Raw genomic sequence first — 17,707 nt, forward strand, 5'->3', positions numbered from 1 at the left:
TCTGCATCGGACCTTAATTCCTTGCAGTCTACCACAAATGGATAGGCAATCCACGAGGAGTTTTCTGCGGTAAGGTTGCCTTTCCACATCTCTGACGAACTGGTTAAAGGCATTGGCAGGTTGCCCGCTCCGTCTGTAGTGATGAAGCGGGTAACCAGTTCTAGCTACTTTGGCGGAGCCACTGCAACATAGACGACGGAATGTCCGTTATACTTCGGCTCGAACCAGTTTCCGTTACAATCCTTGTAGTTTATGCCGTTGACAGCAACATTGGTACAGTCTGGCGGAACATTGGCGATGACCGTGCCAATAGCGACGGCTGCGGCGGTGCCAACTATGGCCGCGGCTGCCGGATCCCAACCTCCATTCCAATAACCCGGCCAATATGGACCTGGCGGTGGGGGAGGAGGCGGCGGCAAAGGATGTGGTCCAGGTCTGGGCGGAACTGGCCCGGGACCCGGGTGTGGAGCAGGACCCGGCCCGGGATGTGGTTTCGGTGCCGGATGAGGTTTTGGATTGGGGCCGGGATGTGGAGCCGGCACCGGATGATGCGCTGGATGCAGGCCCGGCGCCGTTCTTGCATGCGGAACATTGCCACCGCGAGGGCGCGGCACCGATGGATTGAAGCGGGGCTCAAAATGTGCTGGCCCGTTAAAGCCGCCCATCCGGGGACCATGAAAGCCTCCGCCACCACCGAAGCCATGCATTCCGCCGCCGCCCAAATTCATGCGCGGCATGCGCCCGCCAAAGGCTCCACGAGCCTCGGCAATCTGGGGGGCAATCATAGCCGTGGCGAACAAAAGTCCTATCGTGATACGAAATAGTTTCATTGCGGATTCCCCTCTTCCAGGAAGCGGAGCTTTTGCGCGTTGGGCGGTGGCGTGAATTCAAAAACACTCGCCTGAATATCGGGCGTTTCGTTCCAATTGAGAACAGCTGTCATACGCGGGCGGGTCTGATCGTCACGATCCACAAGCGAAACCTTGAGGGGCAAAGGTGGGCCGTCTGAAGCAATCCAGACTTCGAAATCCTGATCACTGGTGCGGTAAGCCCAATGATCCGTTGGCTTGCCATTCACCGTTGCATTACCAGCGTGAAAGCCTTCGACAATCTCTTTGATAGGCGCGTCTGGTGTGCCCCAAGCAAATAAATCCGCCAATGGGAAAGTCAGATGATATTTCTGAGCGGCTTCTTCAAGCGTTTCCTTGATCGTCGCGGGTGCTGGAGCCTGAGCATAAGTATTGCTGTTTGGCGAAACGTAGGTGAACGTCGTTCCGTTATAAATGAACTCACCCTGCACCACATCAGTTTTCAGATCGATACGGAGTTTGTTCGGTCTTTCAACCTCATAGGTAATCTCGCCGCCAATCTCCAGTTTCTGGTCGGTATCCAGAACGGCGTCCACAATCGTTTGAGATTCGAGGGAAAATTTCTGCAAGGATTGCAAATGCTTCCCCATATTCTCTAAGGCTTGAATCGAAGCGGGTTCGATCCTGTCGGAAGCAGCCTTGCCGTCTTGTGCGGCAGATATGGTAATCATGCCGAGCAAGAATAGCCCGCTGACTGTACATCGGAGAATGCGCCTGTTGATCGGCATTGGAGTCCTCCTTGAGTGTTTATGGACTGCGGATAATGGCACGTGGAATGAAAGGTCATTCGAAGGCATAGACCTTCTTCCAATCATTCTTCATGTCGACGATGACCCAATTTCGTTTCGGCGCTTCGGTCAGAGCTTTGTCCAGCTTGCCGAATGACGACTGCCGGTCATAGGCATATTCCCGGTCTCCGTCGGTGTGATGGATGATGATACCGAGGCTGTTGGGAGAGGTGGTGCCCCAACGCAGCATTTCGTAATCACCATCGGAGTTGCCAGCGATAAAAATCGGCTTCTTGCCGATGATGCGATTGATGCCCACCGGTTTGCCGGGACCATCATCGATGAAATCGACCTCCGGCAAGCGTTTCAGGACGGGCTGGTCATTCTCGACGGCATATTGGGTTTTGATACTGCTGCCGATCACCTGCTCCGCAGGAATGCCATAGGCCTTTTCGGTCATGGGACGCATGAATTCCACGCCACCGCCTGACACGATGAATGTTTTGAAGTCATGAGCGCGCAAATAATCAAGCAGCTCGCGCATAGGCAGGAATGTCATTTCCGTAAAGGGCTTACCTGTCTTTGGGTGTTTCGCCGTTGCGTACCAATCTGTGACGATCTTGTTGAACTCGTCCGTTGTCATGCCGGCATGGGTCGCCATGCCAAGCTCCACCACGCCCTTCTCGCCACTTTTCGCGATACCTGCCAGATCGCCGTTGAGGATGGATTTGAACGGTTCCGTGGTGTTCCATTCCGGATGATCGGGAGCCAGTGCCTTGACCCGGTCCAGCATGAAAGCCAACTGAAAATAATAGGGTTGCTCCGTCCAGAGTGTGCCGTCATTGTCGAACACGGCAATTCGGTCAACAGGTGCTACATAATCTTTATTGCCTTCCTTCGTTACCTTCTCGACGAAGTCGACGATCTGCTGTCTGGATTTACTGTCATTCCAGTTGGAAAGCTCTGCGGCCCATGCTGATGTAGATATCTGCAATGTGACGATCAGCACCAACAGCGTAAGCAAACGCATGAACTTCTCCCTAGTTCGTTGGTCTTTTCACGCACCGAAATCCGACATGGCTTGTGGATGTGTCTTCGGGTTCTGCATGGCGCGCAGCCGGACGATAGCGCCGGCAATAATCAGGCGAACAGAGGTGAGAGCCGCCCTTCAGCACACGTCTGGCGATGCGGATATCGGGTTGCTGTGGGTCCAAACTCGCCAATGCTTCGCCCCCACGGGGGTTGCTGGGTATGCAGCAGGGACTTGCAGCCGGTTGCGCATGTTGCGTTGTCCAGTAATCATTGGTCCATTCCCAGACATTGCCGATCATGTCGTAAACACCATAACCGTTGGCGGGGAATGACCGGACTGGAGATGTTCGCTCACGCCCTGCTGGTTTCGTGCTTTTCACGGGAAATACGCCTTGCCACGTGTTGGCCATGGCAACGCCATCTGGCATCAGTTCGTCGCCCCACGCATATTCCACGTCCTCGTGCCCACCTTTGGCTGCGAACTCGAATTCTGCCTCGGTTGGCAAATCAAGACCCGCCCACTGAGCATAGGCAAGTGCATCACAATGGGCCACGTGAACGACAGGATGATCGAGCTTACCGCGTAAATCGCTGAGCCCGCCCAATGGCTTGCGCCAGTTTGCTCCGAATTTGAATTTCCACCATTGGCCTATATCGCAACCTTCGACCCGCTTTGGCGACGTGAATACAAGTGAGCCTGCGCGCAGCATTTCGGGCAGAGCGCCGGGATAATCCCGTGGATCGGGTGCTTTCTCCGCCATCGTGATATACCCCGTTTCTTCAACGAAGCGGGAAAACTGACGATTGGTGACAGGTGTTGTGCTGATCCAAAATCCGTCCACCTTCACCGGGTGTCGCGGCGCTTCCTCGGGATAATGGTTGTCCGACCCCATCTGAAACGTCCCGCCTGGAATCCAGGCCATTTCATCTGAAGCCTGCTCGGAATAACGTTTGCTCAAAGCGTTCATACCCATCGTCATCCTCCGCGAAATTGTACAAAGGTTGCCTTGGTGTCGTTCTGGCAGGAAGTACGTTACGGTAAATCAGCAAAGTGTATCAGGGGTTCAGCGCGACAAGGGCAGGTGGCTTTGTGGTGCTTTTACGCGATATACGGTTCTCAACGCCGCGAGCCAGGATACGGCGATCAATCTCTTCCGGGGCGCTATTTCCATAAAGCTGTCGTTGTAGGATCTTGACTTGCGTGGCCAGTGACGTGTCACCTGCTGCCCGCGCCCAATCTTCAAGGGAGGCGTATCCCTTGCGACGCGTCCAGGCTTCCAGCGCAGCGTTGATTTGTGGATAATTCGCCGTTTTGATAATGCGAAGTGTCTGTCTTTTTTGCCTACCGATCGAGTTTCGCCGCCGCTCATTCCATTTGTGCAGAAGCTTCGAAAGCCGCGCCCGATATCGCAAAGCGACGGCCAGAACGACAGCGACCAGAAGCACGGCTAACGCCAATATCCAAAGCACCTGCCGACTTGGCATGTTCTTGTCTGCGGGTTCAACGGGTGTCGCAGATTTCGCTGTATTTGGAGCGACCGTAACGGTTGTCACCGGTAAAGTTGCGATCTGAACTTGCTGTGATTGCACATCAAACCAGTGATAGGAAACCGCCGGTAGCGTGAAAGTGCCAGGCTTGGAAGCCGTGTAGACGATGGTTTCGACGCGACGACTTGCTGTTTGTCGCCCCGCTGGAACATTGTCCGCCACAGTGGCCGGCTTTACATACTGGTCCAGGCCTTGTGAGGTGCCAACATTGACAGGCGGAATGGTGATCGCCACCGTATCCGTTGCGGTAATAGTAAGTGTTCTGACCAGAGCGTCTCCGGTCTGTAATTTATCCGGAGGCCTATCGAAACTTTGTGTCAGTTCCAAAGACCCGGCAGCAAATTCAGGCTGTCCATCCTGTTGGGCAGCGTCGACGCTGAAGGACATCGGTGCGCTCGTCGCTGTTGTGTGCTTGCGATTTCCATCCTCAAGATAGTCGAACGAAATCTCGATTGCGGGAATGCTATAACTCCCGCTGACTTGGGGTATAATAGAATAGCGCTTTTGAATGCCGCTGAATTGAACGCCATTTATGGTGTCTGTGACGTTCTGGGATCGTTCATCAGGCAATGTCACCAGAGCGTGCGGCAGCGCGAACAGGGGGAATTGTGGAGGCGAGGTGAAAAAACCCGGAGCAAGCACATTCAGCACGAGATGAACTTGTTGGCCCGGCACGATTGTGCCGGTTTCTTCGATCTTGGCACGTATGATAGGTTCCTGCGCTGAGGCATCACTGACGAGAAATTGGGTTGTCAGAAGAAGGCCGAAACCGATGAGGCGAAACAAAATCCTCATTTGGTACCGCCTTCTGCTTCAATCGAAAACCGGCGTGCCAGCATGGCGGCCGGGCTGACAGCAATGTTTTTGATCCACATCTGAGAAGTTTGTTCAGACATGGCAATTTCAACATCTTTGCCTTCTTTGCCCTTGTCATCAAACTGGACGCTGTCAGGCTTCAAATCGGGATCTTCTGTCTGATCCTGCTCCTCATTCTGCTGTGCTTGCAGGAGACGTTTTGCCGTCGCGAGATTGGCCTGAACATCTTCCGACTTTGGGTTTGCCTGAAGTGCTTTCTCGTATGCGGAAACAGCTTCAGCGAATTTCTTCAGATGCATCAGCGCATTGCCTTGGTTGTACCAGCTCTGCGGGCTGTCGATGATGGCAAATGCATTGATGGCTCCCTGATAATTCCCGGCCCGGTATTCGGCGACACCACGCCACATGGGATTGCGAAACAACTTCGCGGCTTTGGAAAAATCTTTGTTTTGAAAAGCAATTCGTCCCTGCTGGTCCTGCGTCAGCCACATATCTTCGAATGAACCAGCGCTTGCCGGATCGTTTCCGATTAAATGAATGGCAATGATCATGCCGCCAAGTCTGACAACCCAGCCGCGTCGGAACGTGAGGGCAAACAGCAGCGCCGCCGGGATGAGAAACCACCATCCGCTGTCGCGCCATCGGCTTTCCTTGTTCCATTGCTGTTGTGCAAAGTTTCCCTGTATCTGTGCCGTAATCCATCGAACATCGGCATCGTCGTCAGTGACGGTTGTGACTGCAATAGTGTTTGAGGCGCGCAGTTGTGCCATGCTTTCAGCATCGAGTTTGGTAACGAGGCGCGTACCACTGTCTGATGAAAGAAAGCCACCGTCGCCGGTCTTGATCGGCCCACCATCCGCCGTACTGATGATCAACACCACAACGCCATTATCCCGTTCATCGCCCAGCGATTTGATGGCTGAGGTTTCTACTCCGTCTGTCATGAACAATATTGTTCCGGAAGAACCGTCTTCCTTCAGTAGTGCGGCTGCGCGGATAAGTGCTGCGCCCGTATCCTTTCCGGGACGCGGCATGATACCCGTTGAAAGCGCATCGGTATAGGATTCAATCAGATCGGCGTCATCGGTGAGGGGTAGAACCAGATGTGCTGTGCCTGCGTAAGCAATCACGGCCGTTCTAGCCCCAGCGCGACTTGCCAGAATATCGTGGATTTTGAGCTTGGCCCTTTCGATGCGGCTGGGGCTGACGTCAATGGCATCCATTGTCTGCGAAAGATCGACCGCGATCACCAGTGATGCCGTGTCATGCACGAAAGGTGGTGTTTCCTTATCCCAGCTTGGACCGGCGATTGCGAGGATCATGATGACCATAATGAGCGCTAGAAGTGTCGCTGGCTGAAAACGCCGCTTGCTGTCTCCTTCGATAACCAGTCGCTCAAGCAGATGTGGAGCAATCATGTTTTTCCACTTCTGCCTGACGTTTGAAGACCGCGCCGCAAACCAAACCAGGGCAAGTGGCAGTATCAATAAAATTAGCCAGGCCGGGCGCAGGCAGTGAAAGTCGGAGGTCATACCGCTGCTCTCCGCACCATTCGTGCCTGTGCAACACTAAGACAAAGAGAAAAGATCAATATCATCAATGAAAGTGCTGCCGGATACTGGAACAGCTCCCGTCGCGGTCGCCATGACAACTCTTTTTGTTCCTGTGGTGTTATACTGTCCAGCATCTCGTAGATGGAGCCCAGACTGGTCTGATCCTGACCGAATGAATAGCGTCCACCCGTTCGCGTGGCGATGGCCTGTAATGTCTGTGTGTCGACCTTATCCTCGCCGGTGGCGTTTGGGTCACCGATTGCGACAGTGTGAATAACGATGTGGCCGTCTTTGGCGATTTCTGCGGCTTTTAGAGGCGGCATCTTGCTCGCAGTATCGTTGCCATCGGAGAGCAGGATAAGCACTTTCTCGGGCACATCCGATTTCTCGAACATGCGAATAGCAAGGCCGATAGAGTCGCCCATTGCGGTTCTGGGACCGGCTTCGCCCGGCACGAGAGAGCCGATCATTGTCCGTATTAAATCGTGGTCCATCGTGAACGGCGCTAGCGGATAAGGGGCGTCGCCAAAGGCAATCAACCCCAGCCGGTCGTATGCCCGCCTTGCAACAAAGTCCGCTACCACTGTTTTGACGGCGTTGATCCGCGTGTCCAACGCACCGCTTGGTGTCGCAAAATCGCGTGTGTCCATCGATTGGGAAAGATCGAGCGCTAGCAATATATCGCGCTGCGGTATCGATTTGGTAATCGGCGGTTCGATGAGTTGCGGTCGGGCGAGCGCCAAAACCAGCAAGCCCCAAGCGAGTAGATCAAGGACGATCTGCCACCAGCTTCGCCGCGGAATGATCGATCCCACCGTTGGCTCAACACCTGCTGCTCGTGCGACATCTTTGAAGAAGGGCAGTCTGATTGAAGCGGCCGATACCCGATGGCTTGGCAGAAGCCACCAGAGAAGCAGCGGTACTGGCAATAGAAGCAGAAGCCATGGATGATCGAGTTCATACATGATGCCTCTCGATCCAAAGTCGCGCCTGACTGACGATCACAGGCAAGTCCTTTGTCGGTCCCGGTTCGTATTCCTGACCCGTCAGGAGTGCCTTCAGATCAGCTCCGAGCGGCTCTGAACTGTGCTGCTCGAGGAACCCAACCCAGCGACTGCCAGATAGAGTTGCGACGTCGATGCGAGGCCATGCGGATAGTGCCGTGCGCTTCAGCAGTTCGGCAACTTCTATTGCCGGTGACCGTGCTGAGAGTGTGTTGTTGGAAATGATCTCGAGAGCGTGGAGTGCTTCACGCCGATAGGCGTTGCGTCGATAGCGGACGAACCATCGAACGATGAAGATGGCAATTGCCAGGAAGAGCAGGGCCGCCAGTAGTCCCCATCCCCATGTTTGCGGTAGCCATGAAATTGGCGGTGGAATAGCAATGTCGTGGAGCGACCTAAGAGCGGTCTCTGTTGCTTGATCCACTATCGCCTCCTTTGGCGCCACATGGACTTCTCAAGGAGGTTGCGTAATTGTGGTGCGGTTTCTTCTGCCGCAGAGATGGGCAGCATTGGTAGCCCGAGTTCGCGTTGCCAGGAGCGGAATTCGCGCCCGCGGTTACGCGCGAAGCTATCGATGGAATTGCGCATTGGTCCTTTGCCAAAAGTCAATTCGGCCTGTGTGGTGCCGCCACTGACGACCAGTTCGCCGCTCTTCGGCAGATCAAGCAGAAATGGATCATAGACCAACAGGCAGATCACATCATTGCGGCTCGAAATCTGGAGCAGGTAATCGCGTGTCGTATCGTCATGGCCATCGAAGTCGCTGACCACGATCACGAGATAGTCGTGATAGGCGATGGCGCTGACGTGATGCAAAATGTCATTCAACATGGATGGAGCGGGATCAAGCGCATAGCTGGCATTGAGTGCAGCGTTTTTCTCCGCAATCTGGTTGGCTAGGCCGATCACCGCATTGCGACTGCGCTGCGGTTTGATCTGCGCTGTATCTGTATCGCCGAATACGATGCCACCAACACGATCACCCGATCCCAGAATACGCCAGGCGCACAGCATTGCGCATTCCGCTGCACATACGGATTTCATGGCGCGTTTGCTGCCGAAAAACATATTGATGCGCTGATCAACGATCAGGAGGGCAGGACGTTCTTTCTCTTCACTGTAAACTCGCACGACCGGCTTCTTCGTGCGCGCCGTGACGCGCCAATCGATAGAGCGGATATCGTCGCCCGGCAGATATTCGCGCAACTCCTCGAAGGAGAGGCCTCGACCACGTACCGCCGAGCGCATCCGTCCCGCAAGCTGGCGATGGCTGGGCGATTTTTGGACGAAGCTGAGATCACGCGCTTGCGCCTCAAGTGCAACGAGCGCGGAGGTGTCTACGTAAACACCAGTATCGTCGCTCAGGCTTGCGCTCATGACACAGCCACCAGCTCGGTGATGCGATCAATGATCTGGTCGGGCGTTGTGTTTGACGCATGTGCTTCATAGGACAACAGTAACCGGTGCCGGAATACGTCGTGCATGATGGCCTTGACGTCATCGGGCGTAACAAAATCACGACCCTTCAACCAGGCATAGGAGCGCGACATGCGATCAAGGCCGATCACACCGCGCGGGCTCACACCTACCTGTAAAAGTTTGGCCAGATCGGCATTGTATCGTTCTGGATAACGTGTCGCAAAAACCAGTGCGACCATGTATTTTTCAACCGGCTCCGACACTGTAATCGTGCCTATTTCCTTGCGCGCCTCAAAGATGCTCTGCGCCGATAGGCGGGTCGTTTTTTCTTTTGCGGGAGCCTTGTCGTGGGCTTCCTGTTCCTCGCTCCGGTTAAGACGCATGATCGCAGCTTCGGATTGTTCATCGGGATAATCGACCCGAATATGAAGCAGAAATCGATCCAGTTGTGCCTCGGGCAAGGGGTAGGTCCCTTCTTGCTCAATCGGATTCTGCGTTGCCATCACCATGAACAGGTCCGGCAATTGATAGCTCTTTCCACCGACAGTTACTTGCCGTTCTTCCATCGCTTCCAGCAGGGCTGATTGAACCTTGGCGGGTGCGCGATTGATCTCATCGGCAAGAATGAGATTGGCGAAGATCGGACCCTGCTGAAACTGAAAGGCGCTTTTTGCGCCGTCTGAGATATAGATTTCAGAACCGGTGACATCCGCAGGTAGAAGATCGGGTGTGAATTGGATGCGTGAAAGCTCGGATTCGAGATTTTTCGCAAGGCTTTTGATTGCACGGGTTTTGGCAAGCCCGGGGAGCCCCTCAACCAGTATGTGGCCGTTTGAAATCACACCCAGCAATAGGCGTTCGACCATTTGCTCCTGTCCGATGACAGATTGTCCCACACGGTCACCTAGTTTCAGAATGTCATCGCGTGCAGTCATGCTGTGCTCCTGTCGGCGAAGAAACGGCACGCGCTGAAGCGCGTGCCGTCATTTCGAATGTCAGTTCGCTTTGGACTTCGCTGCGTTTTCCTTGATCTTGGCCTCGACATCGCGGGCAATCTGATCTATCGAGAAACTTGCCGGTTCCTGACTAGGCGGATATTCAACGAAGGTCTGAAGGAATTCTGCGGCGTGCATCGTCATCTGTGCCAGCTTGAAATCGTTTCTTGTCAACCAGTCGAAGTACTGGTCTGAAACAATATCGGCGCGCTCATAGGGATCCATGCGCAGATTGTAGAGCTTGGGAACACGCAGCGGCGTGAAAGGCTGTTGCCATACGGCAAACCCGCCGGGATGCTGCATCTCAACGAAGACCGCTTTCCAGTCGCCAAGGCGATAGGCAACGAGAACACCGTCATCGTTGAAATAGGCGAAATCATTGCGAGCGCTCTTGGATTCTTGCCCTGTGAGATATGGCAACTGGTTATAGCCGTCCAGGTGCACCTTGAACTGCTTGCCGCCAATGCTGGTACCCTTGAGAAGGCGATCCTTGATATCGGTATCGCCGGCAACAGCCATCAAAGTCGGGAACCAGTCCAGACCGGAGAACATATCCGTCGACACCTGACCGGGCTTGATATGGCCGGGCCACCGCACCATTGCCGGTACACGGAAGGCACCTTCGAAATTGGAATCCTTTTCATTGCGGAATGGCGAGTTTGCAGCATCCGGCCAGGTGAAGCGGTTCGGTCCATTATCGGTCGTGTAGACGACGATGGTGTTGTCCGCGATGCCCAGGTCATCCAGCGTCTTCAGGAGTTTTCCGACATCACCGTCGTGCTCGATCATGCCGTCGGCATACTCATTGCCGGTCATGCCGCTCTGCCCGATCATTGAAGGGCGAACATGGGTGAACAGATGCATGCGCGTCGTGTTCATCCAGGTGAAGAACGGCTTCTTCTGGTCGACCTGACGTTTTATGAAGTCGATTGCAGCGTCGGTTGTTTCGTCATCGATGGTTTCCATGCGCTTTTTCGTCAGCGCGCCGGTATCCTCGATTTTTCCGTCAGCGCTGGCCTTGAGCACGCCGCGCGGCGAGTTCATCTTGGTGAAGGCTTCATCATCCTTCGGCCAGTTTGGATTTTCAGGCTCTTCTTCGGCATTCAGGTGATAGAGATTGCCGTAGAATTCGTCGAACCCGTGATTGGTTGGCAGATATTCGTCACGGTCGCCCAAGTGGTTCTTACCAAACTGCCCGGTTGCATAACCCAGAGGTTTAAGCGCCTGAGCGAGGGTGACGTCGCGTGCTTGCAGACCAACAGTTGCCCCTGGCACACCGACTTTCGACAAGCCGGTGCGTTTCGGGGTTTGTCCGGTGATGAAGGATGAGCGTCCAGCGGTACAGCTGTTCTCGGCATAATAGTCCGTGAACATCAGTCCTTCATGCGCGATCCGGTCGATATTCGGTGTACGATATCCCATGACACCGAACGAATAGGCGCTGATGTTCGTCTGGCCGATATCGTCACCAAAGATGACGAGGATGTTCGGCTTTGCCGCGGGTTCTGCAGGCGCATTTTGCTGCGCATGAACGGGTGTTACAACCGTCACAGACGTCATTGTCATGACGAGCGCGGCGGTCGCCGAAAGTAGTCGGCGGATAACGGGCTTCTTCATAGCGCCCTCCTCAAAATGGATTGTATCAACATTCCGTGCTCCTGTTCGCGAGGCAAATTGGGATGTCGTCGATGCTCATATCGATGGCAACTTGAAGAAGCTCGAATAATTCTGGGGCGCTCGTAAGTACGTTACAGTAAATACTCTAGTGCAGGTTCGATTGCTGTTGACACTCTCTCGCTGGCAGAGATCGAGTGGCCGCGGTGACACAGGTAGATTTACCGTAACGTACTGCCACGCGCACAAATTGGTGTCATGCTTTACAACCAAATCCGTTGAGGGGAGATCCGTGGACAGTGAACCAGGATAGACCAGTCCGCCGCAACGCCAGCTCAGCATCGAGAAGCGGACTTAGCAAACTCATGTTAAAGCTTCCATCTGTCCGCTCGGAGCTGAAGCAATTCTCCGGGGAGCCGCTGATCGGTCTTTTCGAGGCTTATGACGAAGCCAGCAATATGTTGGAGAGGTTGAGGCGGGATCAAGTTGAAATCACTCCACTTTCCTTGGAATATGAGACAATATGCAAGGAAATAGAAGACGATGTCTTGGAGTATTGCTTATCACATCGCTAGTTCATGCCCCGAAATGGAACATTGTTCTTTAATTATCCGGGAATATTGACAATATTCGTCTGAGGCTTATTTTAATTCCAAACAGCTAATTTATTCTCATGTCGGGTCCGCGAGGGGTGGTATGGCACGGAATAGTAATGCGTTTGATGACCGAGAAATCTCAGATGAGGAAATTAAATCTGCGCTGGCTGACCTGACTGCGGACAAGCGGTTCCGTGCCACGGATCGGGGCAAAGCCATACTCAACTACATCGCGAGCCTTCATTTCGCGGGCTGTGACGACGGAGTAAAAGGATATTCAATAGCGATTGATGTCCTTGGGCGGCCAGAGAGCTTCGATCCTTCTACCGATCCGATTGTCCGTATCGAAGTCAGCCGCTTGCGCGCTGCTCTAGTACAGTATTATGAGGCTTTCGGCAGAGAAAAGCCGATTGAGATAGAGTTGCCAAAAGGCAAGTATGCATTGGCGTTCAACCGTCGTGCCGATGCCGAAGAGGCAACTTCGGATCCTCTTGTGGGGCAAGCCCCGATCCCGCCTCCGTCAATACCGCCCGTAACATTAAGGCGTCGTTTTAAATATCTCGATCTGGCCGTTGCCAGTTTCGCATTGTTAATCTCTTTGGCACTTGTTTATTTTCTGACCAATCGTTCGACGGATACAGTCAAGCCGACGGTTGCAATCGATTTTAGCCCCGAGAACCCTGCCTTTGATCGAGAGGCTGAAAGTGTTCGCGATTCATTGCTGATCGCGCTTGGCAATTTTCACACACTAGCACTTCGTTCCAACGATAGCGGGTCCATAGATCCTCAGATGCGACTTCCCGCCTACACGGTACGCATGCGGTATCGGGTTGAAGACCAGACCAGAAGCATCTGGTGGCAGGTCAATGACGAGGTCAAGAACGTCATTGTGAGTTCAGGTGTGGAAGAGGTGCCGGGATCAGGATTGACCGCGGAGCAGGTGCGGGCGGAACTGTCGTCCGGGCTTTCACAAAAGTTGGCCGCCTCAACGGGCATAATCAATAGCCGGATCGCTACGGATGTGAAGAGCCAGTTCTTTGGCAATGTCTGTGTTCTGAAAGCAGAAATATCGTTGGCGAAAGGTCAGGTACAATCAGACACCCAAAGCTGTCTTGAACGGACGCTGAAGTATGATCCGCGACAGACGGATGCGATGGCAGCTCTTTCCCGCGTTCTTGTCAATTCCAGCGGGTCGGTTATCGCCAAAGATGTGCTCGACCGTAGCCTGGAACTTGCTCAGGAGGCTGTCTCTATCGCACCATGGTCAGATCGAGCCGAATTTGCCCTGATGGAAGCCAATTTTCGCAAAGGCAGGATAGAGGATGCGCTGGAGGCTGGAAAGCGCGCCGTAGCGCTCAATCCCAATAATCTGGAGGTAAAGGCGACCCTGGCACTTGCCTTGTTTGCTAACCAGAACTGGGATCAAGCTATTGCTTTGATTAACGAAAGCGAACAGCAGAAGCGTAATATGGCATTGAAAGCGCGTACAGTTCTCGCGCTTGATGCTGCCCGGCGTGGTAACTGGCATGATGTATTGTTGTTTGCCAATCAATTGCCTCCGCAGAATGATCTGGCAGTTGGATTTCGCTTGGCGGCGCTCGTCCAACTGAGGCCGACTGAAGCGACAGCGGAGTTGAAGGATGTGACGCAGTCTAATCCCGGTCTGCATCAAGCTGTCGGCAACGAGCTGGAAGGAATGAGCGTTCCACGTATGGTTGCGAATGTCATTATGGATCAAATCCAGATTGGGCAGACGAGGGCCGAACTGCCCAAGCCGACGGTGCGGAATTGATTATCGAGCTTGTCTAAGCCGCTGGATGACCGTCGCGTCGAGCCATTGCTTTTAAAAGTTGAAATACGAAGACCTTCGGCGGCGGGGATTTACCGTAACGTACTTATTAAACATTGCGCGAAAAGCGAAAAGAAACGAGTATTGCTAAAAATTAGTATGCGCAGATTCGTAAAGAATACTGAACACTTTGCTCGTGGTCGAGGGGATGTCATGGGTCGAATTTCTCTGCATATGCTGGCACTGGGGGCACTTGTGGGATCGTTTCTTGTTCCGTCTGTTGCGATGAGTGCGGAAGGAGGGGCGGGTTTCTACCTGTTGGGATCGAAGGGCCCCGCAGCGGGCATAACACCTCCTCCGGGCGTCTATTTTCAGAACGACTTTTATTATTATCGGGGAGATCTTGGTGGAAATAAAAGCCTTCCGACAGGCGGTAAACTGGCCGTTGGTGTGACGGGCACGGCAGCCATCGAGATTCCGACCGTGATGTGGGTTTTGCCGGAAACCATTGCGGGAGGCTCTCTCGGTTTGGGCGCATCGCTGCCATTTGGATGGAAGAAGACCGAGGCCGATGTCGTTTTGAATGGTCCGCGCGTCGGCGAGGTTTCGAGGGGCGTACGAGATACGGTTTTTACCATTGGTGACCCCATCGTCAGTGGGTTCCTTGGGTGGCAGACCGGTAACTTCCACTACCAGGTCGGTACATTGGTCAATGTACCTATTGGCGACTATCAGGATGGCGAGATTTCAAACATCGCTTTCCACCATTGGGGCGCAGACATATTTGCCGCTGGAACCTGGTTGGATCCTGCTATCGGTTGGGATCTCTCCGGTGTGGTCGGTATAACATTCAATGCGGAAAACCCTGCTACGGACTATAGAACTGGTAACGAGTTCCATTTTGAATGGGCAGCGGTAAAACACTTCAATGCCAAATTCGATGCGGGATTGGTTGGCTATTACTATCAGCAGCTGTCTGGTGATAGTGGAGACGGGGCCGCCGCCCCTTTCAAGGGCCGTGTGGCGGCCATAGGAGCGACAGCTGGCTGGAACTTTGAGCTGGGGGAAACCCCGCTTTCTGCCCGCGTTAAATATTTCCATGAATTCGCGGCGGAAAACCGTGCAGAAGGTGATGCAGTTATTCTGACATTGTCGATGCCGTTATCGGTCAAAAAGCCAATGGTTTCAGCAGATTGAAGAAAAGCATTTTAAGCGAGCCATGTGCGTTTCTTTCGAAGGCATTCTGCAAACCACCAGTTTCACCATGGCATGATGAGGGAGATGGCTATGCATATCAGATCATTCAATCCCGCCGGATTGGTGGGCTTGGTCGGGATGATATTTTCGGTCCTGACTTGCTCGTCGGCGAATGCTCAGAACGATAAGTTAAGTGGGTTTCCGGCCATGGTGCTGGGCGGGCAGACAGCCAAAGCGACTATCGTTCAATTTAGCGTTCCTTTTGATAATCTTATCAGATTGGCCGACAAGGATGTATCGCTTGGAAAAACAAAACTCGATGAAATTCAAGCGCTCGCCGGAGGCACCGTTCAGGGCCATAGCACGTCATCGGGTAAAACCGCTTGGCTTTGTTACGAGATAACCGGTGATAATTTACCCCGTCGCATCTGGTTTATATCGGACGGTTTGAACAAGAAGAAGGGCGATGGCGCCATTCTCAATCTGATCGCAGCTGAAGTTATAACGGATAAGTCAGCCAAATGTGGGCAGCCCCGTATCGATCTGTCGAACCTCGAACTGCCAATTCCAGCTTTGAAAGATGACAAACGTGCTCTGGAGAAACGTCTGGGCAAGGTAAAAGCCAAGCAATTTGCACGCTATTCAAACGAGCATAAAGTTTCAGGTGAGACGGTGGAGCAATCGCTTGTTTATCGCCTGGATGGCGACCGGATTGCCGGGGTGGCGTTCTCACAAGCCACAGCACAATAGAGATCTTATTGTAAAACATGTTTAGGTTTGAATTGGACGCAGGTGTCGAGGCCGCTGATGGGAAACCGCGTGACCACAGATTTGATCGCCCGAGCGAGAATTGGTGGAAAAGCCGGGCAGCTTATTTTAGGCGGTGTGGTTTCTATCCTATTGATAACGTCGTCGTCCCTTGCTCAATCTTCAAATGATGATGTCGATGAGTTGGCCCGAAAGGTCTCCAATCCGGCTTCATTCATGATCAGTGTGCCGGTGCATTCTGATCTCGATTTCGGCCGGCGAAGCGGGAAGGTGCGCGGCTTCTCTCTGGATATCGAGCCGGTGATACCAATGCGATTTAATGATCGCTGGAATGTCATTTCTCATACAGACATTCCTTTCGTTTATACCAACCCGTTTGGCGAGGGCGGTAGCACTTACGGGCTAGGCGATATCACACAAACTTTCTCATTCACCTCGGCGGCTCATGGCCCGCTAATCTGGGCAATTGGACCGCAGTTTTCTTTTCCAACGGCTACAGATGATCTGCTGGGGTCCGGTAAGTTCTCTCTCGGCCCATTGGGCTTGCTGCTTTATCAAACCAGTTCGGTCACGACCGGTATGTCGGCAAATCATATTTGGTCGGTACTCGGTGCCGGTAGTAGGCCGGACGTAAATCAGACAGAGTTGCAACCGTTTATCGCGTGGCATATCGGTAAAGGCAGGACGATATCGGCCAATCTAGATGCCGACTATGACTGGACAGCCGATCAATGGACTGTGCCTGTTTCGGGCTCGTTCTCAAAGATCGTAAAGGTTGGCGATCAGACCATGAGCCTGTCGCTGGGGGCCAAATACTGGCTCGAGGGTCCTGAGGAAGGTCCCAAATGGGGTATAAAGGCTGGAGTCACCTTCCTGTTCCCCCAAACCGTTAAATAGTGTCATATACACTGGAACACTGCGCGCTTTGACAAGCTTTGCGAAGTCAAAAAATGTGCGCAACAAGACGACAGGTCTTAGAGGTTCGCGACCTTTTTTAAATCATCGATGGCTCCGGGTGCTGAAGCAAATACGTGGCTGCCTTTCATAATGTTTTCTCCATCGACCGGGAATGGATGGGCATAACCGCCTGCTTCGCGCACGAGGCAAAATCCAGCCATGCAATCCCAAGCATGCATGTATGGTTCATAATAGCCCACGAGCCTGCCTGCTGCGACATAGGCAATCATCAAAGCGCCTGAACCGTTGCGAATGAAAGTACCACCGGCTTCCAGAAGGTTCTCCACGATCTTGGCCACGGTTTGTGGAGTAACGTAGTTATTTGCACCGATGCCGGTAACAGCGTTTTGAATGGTCTTCGTTGAATCAAGTTTCAGTGCCTTGCCGTTGAGTGTCGCACCAAGACCTTTTGCAGAAGCATAAAGCTCATCAAAACAAGGCGCTTTGATAACACCAATGACAGGTTCACCATCCTTCAAAACGGCAATCGAAACGCACCAGTTCGGCATGCCATTGACGAAGGGGCTGGTTCCATCAATAGGATCCACCACCCACGTATAACCAGACGATCCTTCGTCTAGCCCATATTCCTCACCGAGAAAGCCGTCGGTTGAAAATTTTTCTGAAACCAACGTGCGAATAAGCTGTTCCACATCACGGTCAGCGATGGAGACCACATCTTGCGGATCGCGCTTGAATTCAATAGTGAGTGCCTCGCGATTGTTGAAATAATCGAGTGCCTTAGCGCCAGCGGCTAATGCAATGTCTTTGGCAAGAGCCAGTCGCGCTTCCAGTTCCTGATTGTTATGGTTCGTCATTTTC

The 17,707-nt window shown here is 53.2% G+C and carries 17 protein-coding genes; 6 read left to right on the forward strand and 11 right to left on the reverse strand.

Features of this window, described 5'->3' with window-relative positions:
• Nucleotides 1-385 precede the first annotated feature (385 nt).
• Nucleotides 386-625, forward strand: a complete 240-nt coding sequence (locus FHW00_RS11575; protein ID WP_162762704.1) for a hypothetical protein — start codon at nucleotides 386-388, stop codon at nucleotides 623-625.
• A gap of 13 nt (nucleotides 626-638) precedes the next feature.
• On the forward strand, nucleotides 639-824 hold the full coding sequence (locus FHW00_RS11580) for a hypothetical protein (protein WP_078340654.1): 186 nt from the start codon (nucleotides 639-641) through the stop codon (nucleotides 822-824).
• A 2-nt stretch (nucleotides 825-826) separates the two neighbouring features.
• On the opposite strand, the gene FHW00_RS11585 is transcribed toward FHW00_RS11580, so the two are convergent.
• The 10 genes from FHW00_RS11585 to FHW00_RS11630 all read right to left on the reverse strand — a co-directional run bounded on the left by FHW00_RS11585 (nucleotide 827) and on the right by FHW00_RS11630 (nucleotide 11,581).
• On the reverse strand, nucleotides 827-1,597 hold the full coding sequence (locus tag FHW00_RS11585) for a DUF2092 domain-containing protein (protein WP_078340653.1): 771 nt from the start codon (nucleotides 1,595-1,597) through the stop codon (nucleotides 827-829).
• Nucleotides 1,598-1,652: 55 nt separating this feature from the next.
• Nucleotides 1,653-2,627 carry an HAD family hydrolase gene (locus FHW00_RS11590; RefSeq protein ID WP_078340652.1) on the reverse strand — a complete coding sequence of 325 codons (975 nt, stop codon included), beginning with the start codon at nucleotides 2,625-2,627 and terminating at the stop codon, nucleotides 1,653-1,655.
• 10 nt (nucleotides 2,628-2,637) lie between these two features.
• Complete coding sequence (locus FHW00_RS11595; protein WP_078340651.1) at nucleotides 2,638-3,603, reverse strand: formylglycine-generating enzyme family protein; 966 nt, start codon at nucleotides 3,601-3,603, stop codon at nucleotides 2,638-2,640.
• 82 nt (nucleotides 3,604-3,685) lie between these two features.
• The gene (locus FHW00_RS11600; protein ID WP_078340650.1) at nucleotides 3,686-4,972 is read right to left on the reverse strand and encodes a BatD family protein; all 1,287 of its coding nucleotides are present in this window, start codon (nucleotides 4,970-4,972) and stop codon (nucleotides 3,686-3,688) included.
• Nucleotides 4,969-6,411: a VWA domain-containing protein gene (locus FHW00_RS11605; RefSeq protein WP_445557996.1), complete on the reverse strand. Its 1,443-nt coding sequence runs from the start codon at nucleotides 6,409-6,411 to the stop codon at nucleotides 4,969-4,971. Before FHW00_RS11605 ends, FHW00_RS11600 begins: the two co-directional genes overlap by 4 nt.
• Before the next feature lie 110 nt (nucleotides 6,412-6,521).
• Nucleotides 6,522-7,511 carry a VWA domain-containing protein gene (locus FHW00_RS11610; protein WP_078340648.1) on the reverse strand — a complete coding sequence of 330 codons (990 nt, stop codon included), beginning with the start codon at nucleotides 7,509-7,511 and terminating at the stop codon, nucleotides 6,522-6,524.
• Entirely contained in the window at nucleotides 7,504-7,974 is a 471-nt protein-coding gene (locus tag FHW00_RS11615) for a DUF4381 domain-containing protein (RefSeq protein WP_445557995.1), read from the reverse strand. The genes FHW00_RS11610 and FHW00_RS11615 overlap by 8 nt, the downstream gene beginning before the upstream one ends.
• Complete coding sequence (locus FHW00_RS11620; RefSeq protein WP_078340646.1) at nucleotides 7,974-8,927, reverse strand: DUF58 domain-containing protein; 954 nt, start codon at nucleotides 8,925-8,927, stop codon at nucleotides 7,974-7,976. Before FHW00_RS11620 ends, FHW00_RS11615 begins: the two co-directional genes overlap by 1 nt.
• On the reverse strand, nucleotides 8,924-9,904 hold the full coding sequence (locus FHW00_RS11625; RefSeq protein WP_078340645.1) for an AAA family ATPase: 981 nt from the start codon (nucleotides 9,902-9,904) through the stop codon (nucleotides 8,924-8,926). Before FHW00_RS11625 ends, FHW00_RS11620 begins: the two co-directional genes overlap by 4 nt.
• A gap of 60 nt (nucleotides 9,905-9,964) precedes the next feature.
• Entirely contained in the window at nucleotides 9,965-11,581 is a 1,617-nt protein-coding gene (locus FHW00_RS11630; protein WP_078340644.1) for an arylsulfatase, read from the reverse strand.
• 693 nt (nucleotides 11,582-12,274) lie between these two features.
• On the opposite strand from FHW00_RS11630, the gene FHW00_RS11635 reads away from it, so the two are divergent.
• The 4 genes from FHW00_RS11635 to FHW00_RS11650 all read left to right on the forward strand — a co-directional run bounded on the left by FHW00_RS11635 (nucleotide 12,275) and on the right by FHW00_RS11650 (nucleotide 16,825).
• Nucleotides 12,275-13,966, forward strand: a complete 1,692-nt coding sequence (locus tag FHW00_RS11635) for a tetratricopeptide repeat protein (protein ID WP_078340642.1) — start codon at nucleotides 12,275-12,277, stop codon at nucleotides 13,964-13,966.
• Nucleotides 13,967-14,197: 231 nt separating this feature from the next.
• Nucleotides 14,198-15,160 (forward strand): SphA family protein, encoded by a 963-nt coding sequence (locus FHW00_RS11640; protein ID WP_445558000.1) that lies wholly within the window; start codon nucleotides 14,198-14,200, stop codon nucleotides 15,158-15,160.
• A gap of 90 nt (nucleotides 15,161-15,250) precedes the next feature.
• Nucleotides 15,251-15,910 carry a hypothetical protein gene (locus FHW00_RS11645; protein ID WP_139364436.1) on the forward strand — a complete coding sequence of 220 codons (660 nt, stop codon included), beginning with the start codon at nucleotides 15,251-15,253 and terminating at the stop codon, nucleotides 15,908-15,910.
• Between the two features lie 69 nt (nucleotides 15,911-15,979).
• Nucleotides 15,980-16,825, forward strand: coding sequence for a hypothetical protein (locus tag FHW00_RS11650; protein WP_078340639.1), 846 nt, complete (start codon nucleotides 15,980-15,982; stop codon nucleotides 16,823-16,825).
• 77 nt (nucleotides 16,826-16,902) lie between these two features.
• Here FHW00_RS11650 and FHW00_RS11655 read toward each other — a convergent pair whose 3' ends face one another.
• Entirely contained in the window at nucleotides 16,903-17,703 is an 801-nt protein-coding gene (locus FHW00_RS11655) for an inositol monophosphatase family protein (protein WP_078340638.1), read from the reverse strand.
• Nucleotides 17,704-17,707: the final 4 nt, after the last annotated feature.

The organism is Ochrobactrum sp. P6BSIII (genome assembly GCF_014138065.1).
In the GTDB taxonomy this organism is placed as follows: Bacteria; Pseudomonadota; Alphaproteobacteria; order Rhizobiales; family Rhizobiaceae; genus Brucella.

Bases quoted from the DNA above. Each gene is read 5' to 3' on its own strand.
- FHW00_RS11630 (WP_078340644.1), bottom strand. From the start codon at position 11,581: ATGAAGAAGCCCGTTATCCGCCGACTACTTTCGGCGACCGCCGCGCTC.
- FHW00_RS11595 (WP_078340651.1), bottom strand. From the start codon at position 3,603: ATGGGTATGAACGCTTTGAGCAAACGTTATTCCGAGCAGGCTTCAGAT.
- FHW00_RS11585 (WP_078340653.1), bottom strand. From the start codon at position 1,597: ATGCCGATCAACAGGCGCATTCTCCGATGTACAGTCAGCGGGCTATTC.
- FHW00_RS11645 (WP_139364436.1), top strand. From the start codon at position 15,251: ATGCATATCAGATCATTCAATCCCGCCGGATTGGTGGGCTTGGTCGGG.
- FHW00_RS11575 (WP_162762704.1), top strand. From the start codon at position 386: ATGGACCTGGCGGTGGGGGAGGAGGCGGCGGCAAAGGATGTGGTCCAG.
- FHW00_RS11580 (WP_078340654.1), top strand. From the start codon at position 639: ATGTGCTGGCCCGTTAAAGCCGCCCATCCGGGGACCATGAAAGCCTCC.
- FHW00_RS11605 (WP_445557996.1), bottom strand. From the start codon at position 6,411: ATGATTGCTCCACATCTGCTTGAGCGACTGGTTATCGAAGGAGACAGC.
- FHW00_RS11635 (WP_078340642.1), top strand. From the start codon at position 12,275: ATGGCACGGAATAGTAATGCGTTTGATGACCGAGAAATCTCAGATGAG.
- FHW00_RS11640 (WP_445558000.1), top strand. From the start codon at position 14,198: ATGCTGGCACTGGGGGCACTTGTGGGATCGTTTCTTGTTCCGTCTGTT.
- FHW00_RS11610 (WP_078340648.1), bottom strand. From the start codon at position 7,511: ATGTATGAACTCGATCATCCATGGCTTCTGCTTCTATTGCCAGTACCG.
- FHW00_RS11625 (WP_078340645.1), bottom strand. From the start codon at position 9,904: ATGACTGCACGCGATGACATTCTGAAACTAGGTGACCGTGTGGGACAA.
- FHW00_RS11600 (WP_078340650.1), bottom strand. From the start codon at position 4,972: ATGAGGATTTTGTTTCGCCTCATCGGTTTCGGCCTTCTTCTGACAACC.
- FHW00_RS11655 (WP_078340638.1), bottom strand. From the start codon at position 17,703: ATGACGAACCATAACAATCAGGAACTGGAAGCGCGACTGGCTCTTGCC.
- FHW00_RS11590 (WP_078340652.1), bottom strand. From the start codon at position 2,627: ATGCGTTTGCTTACGCTGTTGGTGCTGATCGTCACATTGCAGATATCT.
- FHW00_RS11620 (WP_078340646.1), bottom strand. From the start codon at position 8,927: ATGAGCGCAAGCCTGAGCGACGATACTGGTGTTTACGTAGACACCTCC.